General features: G+C 61.1%; 15 protein-coding genes (1 of these 15 cut by a window edge). 3 read left to right on the top strand and 12 right to left on the bottom strand.

What is annotated here, in order from left to right:
• Positions 1-120: 120 nt before the first annotated feature.
• The 3 genes from AC3I65_RS02780 to AC3I65_RS02790 form a co-directional block, all read right to left on the bottom strand.
• On the bottom strand, positions 121-1,074 hold the full coding sequence (locus AC3I65_RS02780) for an adenosine deaminase (protein WP_076386484.1): 954 nt from the start codon (positions 1,072-1,074) through the stop codon (positions 121-123).
• 83 nt (positions 1,075-1,157) lie between these two features.
• Positions 1,158-2,123, bottom strand: coding sequence for a 2-oxoglutarate and iron-dependent oxygenase domain-containing protein (locus AC3I65_RS02785; protein ID WP_488523441.1), 966 nt, complete (start codon positions 2,121-2,123; stop codon positions 1,158-1,160).
• Between the two features lie 142 nt (positions 2,124-2,265).
• On the bottom strand, positions 2,266-3,348 hold the full coding sequence (locus AC3I65_RS02790) for a BMP family ABC transporter substrate-binding protein (protein ID WP_281459570.1): 1,083 nt from the start codon (positions 3,346-3,348) through the stop codon (positions 2,266-2,268).
• Between the two features lie 291 nt (positions 3,349-3,639).
• Between AC3I65_RS02790 and AC3I65_RS02795 the strand changes: the two genes are divergently transcribed.
• Positions 3,640-4,731 (top strand): calcium:cation antiporter, encoded by a 1,092-nt coding sequence (locus AC3I65_RS02795; protein ID WP_047227424.1) that lies wholly within the window; start codon positions 3,640-3,642, stop codon positions 4,729-4,731.
• 103 nt (positions 4,732-4,834) lie between these two features.
• On the opposite strand, the gene AC3I65_RS02800 is transcribed toward AC3I65_RS02795, so the two are convergent.
• The 3 genes from AC3I65_RS02800 to AC3I65_RS02810 form a co-directional block, all read right to left on the bottom strand.
• Positions 4,835-6,193 carry an 8-oxoguanine deaminase gene (locus AC3I65_RS02800; RefSeq protein ID WP_488523442.1) on the bottom strand — a complete coding sequence of 453 codons (1,359 nt, stop codon included), beginning with the start codon at positions 6,191-6,193 and terminating at the stop codon, positions 4,835-4,837.
• 247 nt (positions 6,194-6,440) lie between these two features.
• On the bottom strand, positions 6,441-7,127 hold the full coding sequence (locus AC3I65_RS02805; protein ID WP_488523443.1) for an SDR family oxidoreductase: 687 nt from the start codon (positions 7,125-7,127) through the stop codon (positions 6,441-6,443).
• Between the two features lie 25 nt (positions 7,128-7,152).
• A complete protein-coding gene (locus AC3I65_RS02810) occupies positions 7,153-7,503 on the bottom strand; it encodes a MerR family transcriptional regulator (protein ID WP_047227427.1) in 351 nt (116 codons plus the stop codon).
• A gap of 81 nt (positions 7,504-7,584) precedes the next feature.
• Here AC3I65_RS02810 and AC3I65_RS02815 point away from each other — a divergent pair, with 81 nt between their 5' ends.
• Positions 7,585-8,025: a hypothetical protein gene (locus AC3I65_RS02815; protein ID WP_047227428.1), complete on the top strand. Its 441-nt coding sequence runs from the start codon at positions 7,585-7,587 to the stop codon at positions 8,023-8,025.
• A 66-nt stretch (positions 8,026-8,091) separates the two neighbouring features.
• Here the strand turns inward: AC3I65_RS02815 and AC3I65_RS02820 are convergent, their stop codons facing one another.
• The 6 genes from AC3I65_RS02820 to AC3I65_RS02845 form a co-directional block, all read right to left on the bottom strand.
• A complete protein-coding gene (locus tag AC3I65_RS02820) occupies positions 8,092-9,018 on the bottom strand; it encodes an ABC transporter permease (protein WP_047227429.1) in 927 nt (308 codons plus the stop codon).
• Positions 9,018-10,124, bottom strand: a complete 1,107-nt coding sequence (locus tag AC3I65_RS02825) for an ABC transporter permease (RefSeq protein ID WP_047227430.1) — start codon at positions 10,122-10,124, stop codon at positions 9,018-9,020. Before AC3I65_RS02825 ends, AC3I65_RS02820 begins: the two co-directional genes overlap by 1 nt.
• A gap of 10 nt (positions 10,125-10,134) precedes the next feature.
• Positions 10,135-11,688, bottom strand: a complete 1,554-nt coding sequence (locus AC3I65_RS02830) for an ABC transporter ATP-binding protein (RefSeq protein ID WP_488523444.1) — start codon at positions 11,686-11,688, stop codon at positions 10,135-10,137.
• A gap of 538 nt (positions 11,689-12,226) precedes the next feature.
• Entirely contained in the window at positions 12,227-12,808 is a 582-nt protein-coding gene (locus AC3I65_RS02835; protein WP_076386466.1) for an IMPACT family protein, read from the bottom strand.
• A gap of 7 nt (positions 12,809-12,815) precedes the next feature.
• The gene (locus AC3I65_RS02840) at positions 12,816-13,466 is read right to left on the bottom strand and encodes a TetR/AcrR family transcriptional regulator (protein ID WP_047227433.1); all 651 of its coding nucleotides are present in this window, start codon (positions 13,464-13,466) and stop codon (positions 12,816-12,818) included.
• A gap of 131 nt (positions 13,467-13,597) precedes the next feature.
• Positions 13,598-14,518 carry a LysR family transcriptional regulator gene (locus tag AC3I65_RS02845; protein ID WP_047227434.1) on the bottom strand — a complete coding sequence of 307 codons (921 nt, stop codon included), beginning with the start codon at positions 14,516-14,518 and terminating at the stop codon, positions 13,598-13,600.
• A gap of 122 nt (positions 14,519-14,640) precedes the next feature.
• Here AC3I65_RS02845 and aptA point away from each other — a divergent pair, with 122 nt between their 5' ends.
• A protein-coding gene (gene aptA / locus AC3I65_RS02850; protein WP_076386464.1) for an omega-aminotransferase AptA crosses the window boundary here: on the top strand, positions 14,641-15,822 show its 5' portion. Its footprint extends 168 nt past the window's final position; only the first 1,182 of its 1,350 coding nucleotides appear in the window; its start codon is at positions 14,641-14,643; the stop codon falls past the right edge of the window.

Genomic DNA, 15,822 nt, shown 5'->3' on the forward strand with positions numbered 1-15,822 from the left:
ACCACTTCACTCTTGTGGGAGCGAGCCTGCTCGCGATGGCGGTAAGTCAGGCGACATCGATGTCGAATGTCATGCTGCTATCGCGAGCAGGCTCGCTCCCACAAAGGGGCATCACCCGTCTTAGGGTTTTACCAGCCGTGCATCCAAGCTGTTCTGCGCCAGGCGTGTGGCCTGGTCCTGGGTCATCCCCAGATGGGTGTGCAGCGCGTGGAAGTTTTCGGTGACGTAGCCGCCGAAGTACGCCGGGTCATCGGAGTTGACCGTCACCTTCACACCGCGTTCGAGCATGTCGAGGATGTTGTGTTGCGACATGTCGTCGAACACACACAACTTGGTGTTGGACAACGGGCAGACCGTCAGCGGGATCTGTTCGTCGATGATCCGCTGCATCAGTCGTTCATCTTCAATGGCCCGCACGCCGTGGTCGATGCGCTGGATCTTCAACAGGTCCAGGGCTTGCCAGATGTACTCGGGCGGGCCTTCTTCACCGGCGTGGGCAACGGTCAGGAAGCCCTCGTTGCGTGCACGGTCGAATACCCTCTGGAACTTGCTCGGCGGGTGACCCATTTCCGAACTGTCCAGACCCACGGCCACGAACGCATCGCGGAACGGCAGCGCTTGGTCGAGGGTTTTCTCGGCCTGTTCTTCGCTCAGGTGGCGCAGGAAGCTCAGGATCAGGCCGCTGGTGATGCCCAGTTGCTGTTCACCGTCCTTGAGGGCCGCGGCGATGCCGTTGAGCACCACTTCGAACGGGACACCACGGTCGGTGTGAGTCTGCGGGTCGAAGAACGGTTCGGTGTGAATCACGTTCTGCGCCTTGCAGCGCAACAGGTAGGCCCAGGTCAGGTCGTAGAAATCCTGGGAGGTGCGCAACACGTCGGCGCCCTGGTAATACAGGTCGAGGAATTCCTGCAGATTGTTGAAGGCATAGGCCTTGCGCAGGGTGTCCACGTCGCTCCACGGCAGGGCGATCTTGTTGCGTTCGGCCAGGGCGAACAGCAGCTCGGGCTCCAGCGAGCCTTCCAGATGCAAATGCAGTTCAGCCTTGGGCAAGGCGTTCAGCCAGTCGTACATGTTCTTTTCTCATCAGCGAATCGATGGCAGGCATTCTACAGGGGCTGGCCGCAATGTCTGGTAAAACCTGACCGGCTGATCCACTACACCGCCTGTTGCTCCCGCCGATAAGCATAGGTGTCAGCGAAGCGTGACAGCAGGAATTCGGCGCAGGTGGTGGTCGGGTACTTCGGTGGGTGGCCCTCATCCTGACAACCGGGCAGGCATTGGATCTGCGTGTCGGGGTGCGGCTCGGCAAAGAACGGCATCGAGTAGCGGTCTACCCCCAGCGGGCTGATCACCCGGTGGGGGGTGGACAGGTAACGGTCGTTGCTCCAGCGCGCCATCATGTCGCCGAGGTTGACCACGAACGTGCCGTCGATGGGCGGCGCGTCGATCCATTGGCCGTTGACGTTGCGCACTTGCAGGCCACCAGCGGCGTCCTGGTAGAGCATGGTGATGCAGCCGTAATCGGTATGGGCGCCGGCACCTTGCTGCTCGGCAGAGCTGGCGGTGTGACGCGGCGGATAGTGAATCAGGCGCAGCACGCTCACAGGCTCGGTGAAGCGCGTGTCGAAGAAGTCCCGCTCGATGCCGAGGGCCAGGGTCATGGCGCGCAGCAGGGTTTGGGCAAGGGCCTGCATGTCGCGGTAATGCTGCTCCATCAGGGGTTCCCAGCCCGCCAGATCCGGGTGTCGGTTAGGACCGCGCAGAGGCTTGTGCGCCAGCACGTCGGGATGATCGGCCGGCAAGTGCAGGCCCATGTCGAAGGTTTCTTTCAGGTCGCTGGGTTTGGCCGGGTCCAGTTGTTCGGTGGCGACGGCGCCGTAGCCGCGATGATGGCGGGTCTGGGTGATGTCGATCTTGAGTTTTTCTTCTACCGGCAGCCTGAAGAAGCGTTGGGCATGGTCCAGGACTTCGGTGATGCGAGCCGGGCTGATGGGGTGACCCTTGATGTAGAAAAAGCCCCACTGGCGGCAGGCCTGGTCGATCTGGTTGGCGACCGATTGCCAGGCGCTGGGGCTATCGCCGTAGAGCGGGCTGATGTCGATGATGGGAAGGCTGTTCATGCGGCTTTCCTGATTGTGTGAGGGGGCCAATGTGGGAGCGAGCCTGCTCGCGATAGCGATTTGTCTGTCGACATCAACGTTGAATGTCAGTCCGCTATCGCGAACAGGCTCGCTCCCACAGGGATGTGTGTTGACTCGTCAGTTATTTGGGAATCTCAGCCTTCATACCTTCGACGTAGTAATTCATCGACGCCAGTTCCACATTGGTAGCGCTCACGCCCGCCGGGATTTTCTCGACGCCGGCCTGGTCCTTGATCGGTCCGGTAAACGGATGGAAAGCACCGCTCTGGATGTCGGCGATGATCTGCTCGGCTTCGCCTTTGACCGCCGCTGGCACCAGGTCGCTGATCGGCAGTTTCACCGTGCCTTCCTTCAGGCCGCCCCAGTAGTCCTGGGATTTCCAGCTATGGTCGAGCACGCTTTGGGTGGCCTGGATGTAGTGCGGGCCCCAGTCGTTGACAATCGAGGTCAGCACCGCCTTGGGACCGAAGTGGGCCATGTCCGAAGCGTAGCCGACGGCGTAGACGCCGCGCCGCTCGGCGGCCTGGATCGGCGCCGGGCTGTCGGTGTGCTGGAACACCACATCCACGCCCTGGTCGATCAGTGCGTTGGCGGCATCGGCTTCCTTACCCGGATCGAACCAGGAGTTGACCCACACCACTTTGATTTCGGTGCCGGGGTTGTACTTGTTCAGGGCCAGTTGGATGGCGTTGATATCGCGGATCACTTCTGGAATCGGGAAGGAGGCGACGTAGCCGATTTTTTTGCTTTTGGTCATCTTGGCCGCGATGAAGCCGCCGACGTAGCGACCCTCATAGGTGCGAGCCAGGTACGTGCCCAGGTTCTTGTCCTGCTTGTAGCCGGTGGCGTGTTCGAAGGTCACCTTGGGGAATTGCTTGGCGACCTTCAGTGTCGGGTTCATGTAGCCGAAGGACGTGGTGAAGATCAGGTCGTACTTGTCCTTGGCCATGTTGCGGATCACCCGCTCGGCGTCGGCGCCTTCAGGCACGTTTTCCACGTAGTTGGTGGTGATTCGGTCGCCGAGTTTCGCCACCAGTTCCTTGCGTCCCTGTTCATGCTGGTAGGTCCAGCCGTGGTCACCGATGGGGCCGATATAGACGAAACCGACCTTCAGTGGGTCGGCAGCGCTGGCATTCAGGCCGGCGCTCAGACCGACAGTCGCAGCGACGGCGCAAAGCAACATCTTCAAGGGACGCTTGTGCATGAACTCGAACTCCATTTTGTTGTGAGGTTGGCTGAACAGCGCTAATGCAAAATGCTGACCAATAGGACAACAAAATCTGTGATCTTTTCGAGGCAGCCATCGCGAGCAAGCTCGCTCCCACAAGGACAACGCAATACCTGTGGGAGCGAGCTTGCTCGCGATGAGGTCCTTGAGATCGATAAAGGTGCACCTGCCACCCACTCGCCACTCCCTGGTGCGTCACTTCGCCCGAACGTTCGCCGCCCCCTACAGTCAGTAGCTCATGACCCCGCCCACGGTGATAGGCCCGCGATGCTGACTTTGATCAAGCAAGAAAAACTGCTGTTGCTGGCGCTGATCGCCGCAGTGCTCGCCTATCCGCTGGAGCACTGGCTGTTGGGCAGCGGACAGATCGTGGCGTTGCTCGGCGGTTTGGTCCTGATCGGCTTTATCGTCGCGGCTTCCATGCGTGTGGCCCATCACGCCGAGCTGCTGGCAGAGAAGGTCGGCGATCCCTACGGCACGATGATCCTGACCCTGTCGGCGGTGCTGGTAGAAGTGGTGATCCTGGCGATCATGATGAGCAACGAAGCCTCGCCAACGCTGGTGCGCGACACCATCTATTCTGCGGTGATGCTCGATATCAACGGCATTCTTGGCCTTGCGGCGCTGATGGGCGGAATCAAGCATGGCGAGCAGGCTTACAACGATGATTCGGCGCGCACCTACAGCGTGATGATCCTCACCGCCATGGGCGTGTCGATGGTGGTGCCGGAGTTCATTCCCCAAGAGAGCTGGAAGCTCTATTCGGCATTCACCATCGGCGCGATGATCGTGCTGTACACCCTGTTCCTGCGCATGCAGGTGGGGCCTCACAGTTACTTTTTCAGCTACAGCTACCCGGAAAAACGCCGTCGGAAAGAGCCGGTGGAAAACCAGCCGAAACCCATCAGCCTGACGTTCTCCATCGCGGCGCTGGTGTTTGGCGTCGTAGTGATCGGAGCGTTGGCCGAGGTCATGTCCAAAGCCATCGACCTGGGGCTGGAAGGTTCAGGGGCGCCGCCGGTGGTTACGGCGATTCTGGTGGCTGCCATTTCCGCGGCACCGGAAATCCTCACCGCCTTGCGCGCGGCGTTGGCCAACCGTATGCAGTCGGTGGTGAATATCGCCTTGGGGGCTTCGCTGTCCACCGTGATCCTCACCGTACCGGTGATGGAAGCGATGGCGCTCTACACCGGCCAGCCGTTCCAGATGGCAATGACCCCGGTGCAGACGGTGATGATCTTCATCACCTTGATCGTCTGCGCCATCAACCTCAACGATGGGGAAACCAATGCCATTGAAGGCATGACCCATTTTGTGTTGTTCGCCACGTTTATCATGTTGTCGTTGCTGGGACTCTAGAAGAGTATCGCGGGCAAGCCTTGCTCCCACTGGTCTCACGGCAAGGCTGCTTCATACATCCACCCTTGATGTGGGAGCAAGGCTTGCCCGCGATAGCGTCCGGTCAGGCGTCGGCGATCAACTCCCGCGCCGCCTGGCTGTGATCAGCAATCAACCCCTTCAGGTCCAACCCTTCGACCTGTCCGTCGATGACCCGCCATTGCCCACCGACCATCACCCGGTCCGCCCGGTCCGCGCCGCACAGCAGCAGGGCCGAAACCGGATCGTGACTGCCGGAGAAGCGCAGTTCGTCGAGTTTGAACAGCGCCAAGTCAGCCTGTTTGCCCACCGCCAGCTCACCGATATCGTTGCGCCCCAGCAGTTGTGCCGAGCCGCGGGTCGCCCAGCCCAGCACTCGCTGCGGGGTGATCGCCTGCGCGCCATAGCGCAGGCGCTGAATGTACAACGCCTGGCGGGTTTCCAGGATCATGTTCGAGGCATCGTTGGAGGCCGAGCCGTCCACACCCAGGCCCAGCGGTGCGCCGGCGGCGGTGAGTTCCAGGGTAGGGCAGATGCCCGAGGCCAGGCGCATGTTGGAGCTCGGGCAATGGCAGATGCCGGTGCCGGCGGCGCCGAGACGGGTGATTTCCTCAGGATTGAAATGAATGCCGTGGGCCAGCCAGGTGCGCGGGCCGAGCCAGCCGACGCTGTCCAGGTAGTCCACGGTGCGCAGGCCGAAGCGTTGCAGGCAGAAGTCCTCTTCGTCGAGGGTTTCGGCCAGGTGAGTGTGCAGGCGTACGTCGAGTTTCTCCGCCAGCTCGGCGCTGGCGCGCATGATTTCAGGCGTGACCGAAAACGGTGAGCAAGGCGCCAGGGCAATCTGGATTTGCGCCCCGTCGCCGCGCTCATGGTATTGGCTGATCAACCGCAGACTGTCCTCGAGAATCACGTGGCCCTGCTGCACGGTCTGTTGTGGCGGCAAGCCACCGTCGGCTTCACCCAGGCTCATGGAACCGCGGGTCAGCATCGCGCGCATGCCCAGTTCACGGACACTTTGTACCTGCACATCGATGGCATTTTCCAAGCCTTCGGGGAACAGGTAATGGTGATCGGCCGCTGTGGTGCAGCCTGAAAGCAACAGTTCGGCCAGCGCCACTTTGCTCGCCAGAGCGAGCTTTTCCGGTGTCAACCGCGCCCATACCGGGTAGAGGGTTTTCAGCCACGGGAACAGGGGCTGGTTCACCACCGGTGCCCAGGCGCGAGTCAGGGTCTGGTAGAAATGATGATGGGTGTTGATCAGCCCCGGCAGGATCACATGTTCGCCGGCGTCGAAGACTGTGTCGCAGGGCTGGGCGGGTTGCTGGCCGGCCCTCAGCAATTCGACGATCACGCCGTTTTGCAGGACAAGACCGCCACGGGCATCGAGGTCGTTGGCCGTGAAGATGGCGAGGGGATTTTTTAACCAGGTACGGGTCGCAGGCATGGTGGCCGGCTCCTCTGAAAGTGGGTTCAGGTTAGCCAGCTCAGTGATGCCCTGTCTGCTGATCCAGGGTCGCCCGTTGGGTAGGGCGAGGTGCTGAGTTTACTCAGGTTGCGGGGCACATTTCCAGAGTTGAACGGGAGCCATGTGGGAGCGAGCCTGCTCGCGATAGCGGTGTGTCAGTCGACATCATGGTGAATGTCAGGCCGCAATCGCGAGCAGGCTCGCTCCCACAGGGGGAAGGCTTGGGTTACCAGGGAATCGTCTCGCCCTTGTAGTTGACGAAATGATGCCCACCCTTGCCGGCAAAGGCATTGACCTGATCAATCAGGCCGCGGGTGCTGGTCTCGACATCAATGTCCGCCCCTTCGCCACCCATGTCGGTCTTCACCCAGCCCGGGTGCAGCGACAGAACCGTCAATGTCTGCTCGCCCAATTGAGTGACAAAACTATTGGTCATCGAATTGAGCGCCGCCTTGCTGGCCTTGTACAGCGCCAGTTCCGGGGCATCAGGCATGGTCACGCTGCCCAGCACGGAGCTCATGAATGCCAGTACGCCACTGCCGTCGCGGATCTGACCGACGAAACGCTGGGCCAGATTGATCGGTGCCACGGCGTTGGTGAAGAACAACTGGCCGACTTCGGCCAGCGTCGCACCGCCGGGGCTCTGGTTGACAGGGCCTTTGACGCCGGCATTGACGAACAACAGGTCGAAGGTTTCGTCCTTGAGCTGCTGGCTCAGGGCGATGACGGCTTGCTGGTCGTCTATATCGAGCTTTTCGATCCGCACCGGGCCCAGTGCCTTCAACGCCTCGGCGTTCTGCGGGTTGCGCACGGTGGCGGTCACGCTCCAGCCATCGCTGAGCAGCGTCTTCACCAGGCCGAGGCCCAGGCCCCGGGAGGCGCCAATGATCAATGCGTTTTTTGCCGAATTCATGAGGAGCATCCTTGATGAAAAAAGGTCACGGATTTAATGGACAGCGTTGCCCGAGCCGTTGTTTCAGCTCATGGCGCAACGCGTCGAGTTCGGTCATACGGGTTTCGATCAGGTTCAGTTTGTCTTGCAGCAATTGCGTCACGGCGCAGTCAGGGTCCTGCGCCTGCCACAGGGCGGCGACGCTGGCGCCGATCTCGCCCAGGGTAAAACCCAGGCGCTGGGCGGTCTTGATGTAGAGCACCAGTTGCACCATGTCGGCGGGGTAGTGGCGATAGCCATTGGCGCTGCGCTGCGCCGCGATCAGGCCGCGCTGCTCGTAGAAGCGCAGGGTGTCACGGCTGACGGCGCAGGCTTGGGCGAGTTCACCGATGCGCATGGTGGGTCTCCGAAGGGCTTGACCTTGGAGCATACCCCAGGCTTTAGGCTCTTTGCTTCCCAATTATCTGGAGCAAGGTGTATGTGGACTTTGATGCAATATCGCCGGGTGGTGCGCGGCAGCGCCTGGTACGACCTTATCGTGTCGGCCGTGCTGGCCACGCCGTGGAGCTTTGCGGCGTTGCATGGTGTGTTGATGAGTATGACTCAGTTATTTGACCTGCCTGGAGAACTGCCGCCGTTTGCGCCGGCGCATGTGCTGATGGTGAATCTGCTGGGCTCGATTGTTTGCGTGTGGGCGGTGCTGCGGATTCGTGATCCGCAGCCGCTGTACGGGCGTTATGACGCGGCGGGGCGGTTTTTGTTTTCCGCCTGGATGCTGTATGCACTGCTTCATGGGGCCAGTGCGGTGTTGTGGGTTTTCCTGTTTTTCGAGTTGGTGTGGGGCTTGGTTCAGGTATTGCCTGTTCGGGCCTCATCGCGAGCAGGCTCGCTCCCACAGGGAGAGATGGGGCGAGCCTGAAACTGACGGTCACCCCGATCAAATGTGGGAGCGAGCCTGCTCGCGATAGGCGCGCCGCCGTCTACCTCAATGCCCTGCCTGCCAAGGCTGTCCCAGCGACACCGGCGCGTACAGCCGCGTGCGCACCGCGTCCCGGGACAGCAACACCAACACCACAATGGTCGCGACGTACGGCAGCATCGCCAGCAAGCTCGATGGAATCGCCAGCCCCAAGCCCTGGGCCACCAGGTGCAGGATGCTGGCGAGGCCGAACAGGTAGGCGCCCAGCAGCAGGCGCCAGACTCGCCAACTGGCGAACACCACCAGCGCCAGGGCGATCCAGCCGCGCCCGGCGCTCATGTTCTCGGCCCACATCGGCGTGTACGCCAGCGACAGGTAGGCCCCCGCCAGCCCGGCCATGGCACCGCCGAACAGCACCGCCAGAGTCCGCACCCGCAACACCGGCAGGCCCATGGCACTGGCGGCATCGGGATTTTCCCCCACCGCCTGGATGATCAGCCCGACGCGACTTTTCACAATCACCCAGGCCACCAGGGCGAACAGCGCAAAAGACAGGTACACCAGCAGATCCTGGGCAAACAGCATCCGCCCGATCAACGGGATGTCGCTCAAGTAGGGAATCGCCAGCGGCTCGAACCCCGCCAGCGGCTTGCCGACCCAGGCCGCGCCGACAAAACTCGATAGCCCCACGCCGAAAATCGTCAGCGCCAACCCGGTGGCCACCTGATTGGCGTTGAACACCAGCGCTACCAACGCGAACAGCGCCGACAACAGCATCCCGGCGGCCATCGCCAGCAGCACGCCAAGCCACAGGTTGCCGCTGTTGAACGCGACGATAAAACCGATCACCGCGCCGAACAGCATCATGCCTTCCTGGCCCAGGTTCAAAACACCACTTTTCTCGCAGATCAGCTCACCCAGGGCCACCAGCAGCAACGGTGTGCCGCAACGGATCATGGCGTAGAAAATATTGCTCAACAGGTCGATATCCATCACAGCGCTCCTGCCTGTACGGCGGTGGTCCGGGTGCGCCGGGCCCAGCGCAGGTTCAGGCGCGGCCGATACAGGATCAGTACGTCGCAGGCCAACAGGAAAAACAGCATCATGCCCTGGAACAGCTGGGTGATTGCCTGGGGAAGGTTCAGCGACATCTGCGCGCTTTCGCCGCCGATGTACAACAAGGCCATCAGCAGGCTGGCGAACAGAATGCCGATGGGATTCAGACGTCCCAGGAACGCCACGGTAATCGCCGCATAGCCGTAGCCCGGTGACACTTGCGGCACCAGTTGGCCGATTGGCCCGGTCACCTCGCAGACACCGGCGAGCCCGGCCAGTGCACCGCTGATCAACAGCGCCAGCCACACCAACGGCTTCTGGCGAAAGCCGGCGAAGCCGGCGGCCCGAGCGTCCAGGCCCAGCACTTTGATCTGAAACCCGACAAAACTTTTCTGCAGCAACACCCAGACCGCCACCAGTGCCAGCAGGGCGAAATACAACCCGGCATGAAGCCGCCCGTCTTCCACCAGCAATGGCAGGCGACTGGCATCGCCGAACATCGCCGACTCCGGAAAGTTGAACCCGGCCGGGTCTTTCAGCGGTCCGTGAACGCAGAACAGCAGCAGGTTAAGTGCGATGTAATTGAGCATGATGCTGGTCAGGATTTCATTGGCATTGAAGCGCGTGCGTAGCCACGCCGTGAGCCCGGCCCAGGCGGCACCGGCGAGGGTGCCGGTCAGCAGAATCAGCACCAGTGCCCAGCGGCTTTGCATGCCGATGATGTTCACCGCGACGGCGCTGCCGGCCAGGGCGCCCAATAGCAATTGTCCCTCGGCGCCAATGTTCCAGATTCGTGCCTGGTAGGCCACCGCCAGGCCGAGGGCGCAGAGCAGGATCGGCAAGGCTTTGACCAGCCATTCGGACACACCGTATAGATCACTGATCGGGGCGATCAACAAGGTGTACAAGGTTTGCAAGGGATCATGCCCCAGGACGGCGAACAGCAGCGAGCCACAGCCCAGGGTCAATACGGCGGCCAGCAGCGGCGAGCACCAGAGCATCAGGCGCGATTGTTGGCCGCGGGGTTCAAGAGACAGCAGCATAAAAACTCCGTTAGACCGTCGCGGGATCAGGGGATTGAGGGGCGTCGAACTGGCCGGCCATCCAGCCGCCGACGTCGCTAAGCCGGGTTTGGACAGTGGGCCTCAAGGCGGACAAACGCCCGCCACACAAAGCGCCGAGGCGGTCGCTGATCTGGAACAGTTCGTCGAGGTCTTCGGAGATCACCAGGATGGCGGCACCCGCATCGCGTAAGGCAATCAGGGCCCTGTGGATGGTCGCCGCCGCGCCGACGTCTACGCCCCAGGTCGGATGCGCCGCCACCAGCAGCCTGGGCTGTTGAAGGATTTCCCGACCGAGGATGAATTTTTGCAGGTTGCCCCCCGAGAGGCTGCGCGCCGGGGTTCTGGTGTCGGGCGTCTTCACCCCAAAACGACGGATAATCTCCTCGGCCAGGTGCTCGACCTTGCGCCGTTGAATCAGGCCGCAACGGATCAGTCCTTGTTGGAAGGCGCTGAGCAGGGCGTTATCCGCCAGGCTCAATTGCGGCACGGCGCCGTGGCCCAGGCGTTCGGCTGGAACAAATGCCAGCCCGAGGCGGCGCCGGGCATTGGGGCGCAGATGCGCCACCGGTTGCCCATCGAACCTGATCGTCTCGCCTTTGTGGCGGGGCAGTTGCGTTTCACCGCTGAGTAATGCCAGCCACTCGTCCTGCCCATTCCCCGCCACTCCGGCGATACCGACGATTTCGCCGCTGCGTACCTCAAGGTCTATATCCCGTAACGAGCAACCGAACGGGTCTGGGTTTGGCCATGACAGTTTGTGGATCTCAAGGAACGCTTTGTCCGCGCTGACCTTGGGGTAGTCCGCGATCAGCCCGGCCGCTTCGCCGACCATCAACTGTGCCAGTTCCCGGTCCGAGCACAGTGCTGGTGTGCAATGCCCTGACACCCGTCCGCCACGCAGCACCGTCGCGCTGTGGCACAACGCGCGGACCTCGCCCAACTTGTGGCTGATGAACAAAATGCTGCAGCCTTCGCTCGCCAGGCGCCGCAGGGTCACGAACAGTTCTTCGGCTTCCTGGGGCGTCAGCACCGAGGTGGGTTCATCGAGAATCAGCAGACGGATGTCCTGCATCAAGCAACGAATGATCTCCACCCGTTGACGTTCGCCAATCGACAGGCTGTGGACCAACCGCTGCGGCTCCAGGGCCATGCCGTAGCGTTGGGAAACTTCGCGGATTCGCGGCTCCAGTTGCGCCGGTGTGCCGGCTGCCGCGCCCATGGCCAGGGCGATGTTCTGCGCCACGGTAAGGGTTTCAAACAGCGAGAAATGCTGGAACACCATACCGATGCCCAGGCTACGGGCCTGGGCCGGGTTGCGCAGGTCGACCCGTTGGCCTTGCCAGATCACCTCGCCCGAATCGGCTTGGGTAACGCCGTAGATAATCTTCATCAGGGTGCTTTTGCCAGCACCGTTTTCGCCGAGCAGCGCGTGGATCTCGCCGGGCTGGATGCTCAGGTCGATGGCGTCATTGGCCAGGCAACCTGGGTAGCGTTTGCTGATCTTGCGCAATTGCAGGCGCGGGATGGAATCGGGGTCGGACATGACAGGCTCGGGTCAGGGGACATGAATGCCTGTGGATAAAGCAATTTCCTGGCCAGTAGGTCAGGAAATGTCAGCGAGCCCCGCGCTTTGCCTATCGGCTTGGCTTACCCGCCAACACCCTCGCTGTGGATAGGGCACCGCAATGGGGCGAGCAGGTGATAGAGGCGCTGTTTGTGCCCCGAAACGGGTGGTTAAAAAATGATCAGGCGGCTGCGAGCCATGCCTTTCATGGGACGGCGTGAGCCATGAACGGGTTATCCACAGGATGTTCCACAGTTATTGTGCGCAAGCCTGAAGGTCTGGCATAACCAGCGCCCGGCTTTCTTCTAAAGGTGATAAAACCTCGCAAGCATTTGTTTTGCTGAAGAATTCGTACAGAAAACAGTGCTTTGATCAAAAAACGAACAACGGCCGCAAAGCCGCATGACAGAAGGGTTACAGCGGAATGTGCTCAGGTTATCCACAGTCGGGTGCACAGTGGATGTGGGCAAGTCGCACGATGGCGTTTGCCCTGAAAAGTCGCAGACCCCCCTCGCGCTCAACGGGCCAGCAGAATCCGTCCACGGCTTAGGTCGGCCAATTGCTTTTGCAATGTTTCGATCTGCGCTTCACCCACGGCCACCTGCAAGTCCACGCCATTGGCTGTAAAGCTCTCGGTGTTCACCAATCCGCCGCATTCGGCGACCCGCAGTTTCACCAGGGCCAGTTCCGCGAAACCGCAGGTGCAGCGCAGCGCCACACGGCTGATCAACTCAACCTTCTCGGCGTTTTGCAGGCATTTGTTCGCGCCCCCGCCATAGGCCCGGGCCAAGCCTCCGGTGCCCAACTGGATTCCACCGTACCAACGGATCACCAGCACCACGACCTGATCGCAAGCCTGGGCTTCGATGGCCGCCAGGATCGGCCGCCCGGCGGTGCCACCCGGTTCGCCGTCGTCGTTGCTGCGGTATTGGTCGCCGAGTTTCCAGGCCCAGCAGTTGTGTGTGGCGTTCAGATCGCTGTGCTGCTCTATAAAGGCCACGGCGTCGGCAGGGCTGGTGATAGGGGCGGCGAGGGTGATGAAGCGGCTTTTGCGAATTTCTTCGCGGTATTCACAAAAGCCGGTGAGGGTAAAAGGCATGAGCGTCTTAAAAGGTTGGTTTCAGGCCGCAGCCCTTGAGAATGATGCGGATCAGGTTGTCGCCGGCATCGATCATGTCCTGCTTGGTCAGCTTGCTGCGACCGGTCACGCGGCAGATCTGGGTGGCGAAGTCGGCGTAATGCTGAGTACTTCCCCACAATAGAAAGATCAGGTGCACGGGGTCGATCGGGTCCATCTTGCCGGCATCGATCCAGGCCTGGAACACTGCCGCGCGGCCGTTGAACCAGGTGCGATAATCCTGGTTGAAATATTCAGTCAGGCATTCACCACCGCTGATCACCTCCATGGCGAAAAGCCGGGACGCCTGGGGATGGCGGCGGGAAAACTCCATTTTGGCGCGGATGTAGCGGGTCAGGGCTTCGGCCGGGTCATCCTCGGCGGTGAGGGTATTAAAGGTGCTGTCCCACAACTCGATGATGTTGCTCAGCACCGCCACGTACAACCCAAGCTTGTTGGTGAAGTAATAATGCAGGTTCGCCTTGGGCAGCCCGGCCTTCAAGGCAATGGCATTCATGCTGGTGCCTTTGAACCCGTGACGGGCGAATTCATCTTCGGCGGCCTTGAGGATGGTCTCTTCGTTTTTTTGACGAATGCGGCTGGTGGGCTTGCCACCGTGGGCAGGGACTTCAAAGGTCATGGGCGTTTCCGGGCTGGGTCTGTGGGGCAAGCAAATGCGTTGATAGCGCACCGGCAGCGATCCGACAAGTGCCATCATGCTAAAAGCCTTTCGCTGGGGGCAGGCTAACCCAGCCAATGTCGGACCAAGGGTTAGCGGGTTGCCGCCAGGCTCTGGAGAAAGCTCTCCAGCACCAGATGAGGCCGACGCCCCTTGCGCGTGACTGACGCCAGGCTCAAATCATAGAAACGGGCCGTGGGTTTGAGGGCGCGCAACCGTCCCTGCTGGACCCACAGGCTGGCGTAATGATCCGGCAGGTAACCGATGTAGCGCCCTGTAAGAATCAGGAACGCCATGCCTTCGCGGTCCGAAGCACTGGCAGTGCAATTGAGTGCCTGGTAATGGGCCTGGATCTCGGCTGGCAGGCGGAAGGTCGGTGCGATGGCATCCTGGCTGTTGAGGCGAGCGTCGTCCAGTTGTTGGTCATCCACATAAAACAACGGATGCCCGACTGCGCAATACAACAGCGAACGTTCGCTGTAGAGCGGTTGATACTCCAGCCCGGAAAGGGCACTGGCCTGAGGCACCACGCCGACATGCAATCGGCCGTCGAGTACGCCTTGCTCGACTTCGTTGGGAGCGATCATGCGAATCTGAATCTGCACGTCTGGACCGCGTTCCTTCAATTGGGCCAGGGCATGGGTGATGCGCATGTGGGGCAGGGTGACGAGATTATCGGTCAGGCCAATGATCAATTCGCCGCGCAAGTGTTGATGCAGGCCGTTGACTTCGGTGCGAAAGCTTTCCAGTGCACTTAATAGCTGCAACGCTGATTGATAGACCTCGCGGCCTTCCTCCGTCAGGGAAAAGCCCGCCCGTCCGCGCTGGCACAACCGTAGGCCAAGACGCTGCTCAAGGTCGCTCATCTGCTGGCTGATGGCGGAGCGACCGATCCCAAGCACCGTCTCCGCTGCGGAGAATCCACCGCACTCCACCACGCTGCGAAAAATGCGCAACAGACGAATATCAAAGTCGCTGACTTGGGCCAGCGGATCGGGACGACGCGCGCTCATAGTTTAGTGATCCGCTGACTGAAGGTTAGAAAAGTTGGATTTCATCGACTTTATCGCCGTGGCAAGTTAGCTGCAAGAACGCCTTTGGATCCCTGTCGCTTCTCTCCTGCGAGGTTCTGTCGATGAACATGCCCGAACATGCTGCCGGCTCCCTGGCCAGCCAGCTCAAGCTTGATGCCCACTGGATGCCTTACACCGCCAACCGCAACTTCCAGCGCGATCCACGTCTGATCGTCGCCGCCGAAGGCAGTTGGCTGGTGGATGACAAAGGGCGCAAGGTCTACGACTCGCTGTCGGGCCTGTGGACGTGCGGCGCCGGGCACACCCGCAAGGAAATCCAGGAAGCGGTCGCCAAACAGCTGGGCACCCTCGACTACTCGCCGGGCTTCCAGTACGGCCACCCGCTGTCGTTCCAGCTGGCGGAAAAAATCACCAGCCTGACACCGGGCAACCTCAACCATGTGTTTTTCACCGACTCCGGTTCCGAGTGTGCCGATACCGCGGTGAAAATGGTCCGCGCCTACTGGCGTCTCAAGGGCCAGGCGACCAAGACCAAGATGATCGGCCGTGCTCGTGGTTACCATGGCGTGAATATCGCCGGTACCAGCCTGGGCGGCGTCAGCGGCAACCGCAAGTTGTTCGGCCAGGCGATGATGGACGTCGATCACTTGCCCCACACGCTGCTGGCAAGCAATGCCTATTCCCGTGGCATGCCAAAAGAGGGTGGTATCGCCTTGGCCGATGAGCTGTTGAAGCTGATCGAACTGCACGATGCCTCCAACATCGCCGCGGTGTTTGTTGAACCGATGGCCGGCTCCGCTGGCGTACTGGTGCCGCCTGAGGGGTATCTCAAGCGCCTGCGGGAAATCTGCGATCAGCACAGCATCTTGTTGGTGTTCGACGAGGTCATCACCGGGTTCGGCCGCACCGGTTCGATGTTCGGTGCCGATAGTTTCGGCGTGACCCCGGATCTCATGTGCATTGCCAAGCAGGTTACCAATGGCGCGATCCCCATGGGCGCGGTGATTGCCAGCTCCGAGATCTACCAGACGTTCATGAACCAGCCGACGCCTGAGTACGCAGTGGAATTCCCCCATGGCTACACCTATTCGGCGCATCCGGTGGCATGCGCGGCAGGCTTGGCGGCACTGGATCTGCTGCAAAAGGAAAACCTTGTACAAAGCGTGGCCGAGGTGGCTCCGCATTTCGAGAAGGCCCTGCATGGCCTGAAGGGGGCGAAGAACATCATCGACATCCGCAACTATGGCCTGGCCGGGGCAATCCAGATTGCGCCCCGCGATGGC

It is taken from the genome of Pseudomonas sp. N-1-13, from assembly GCF_057787095.1.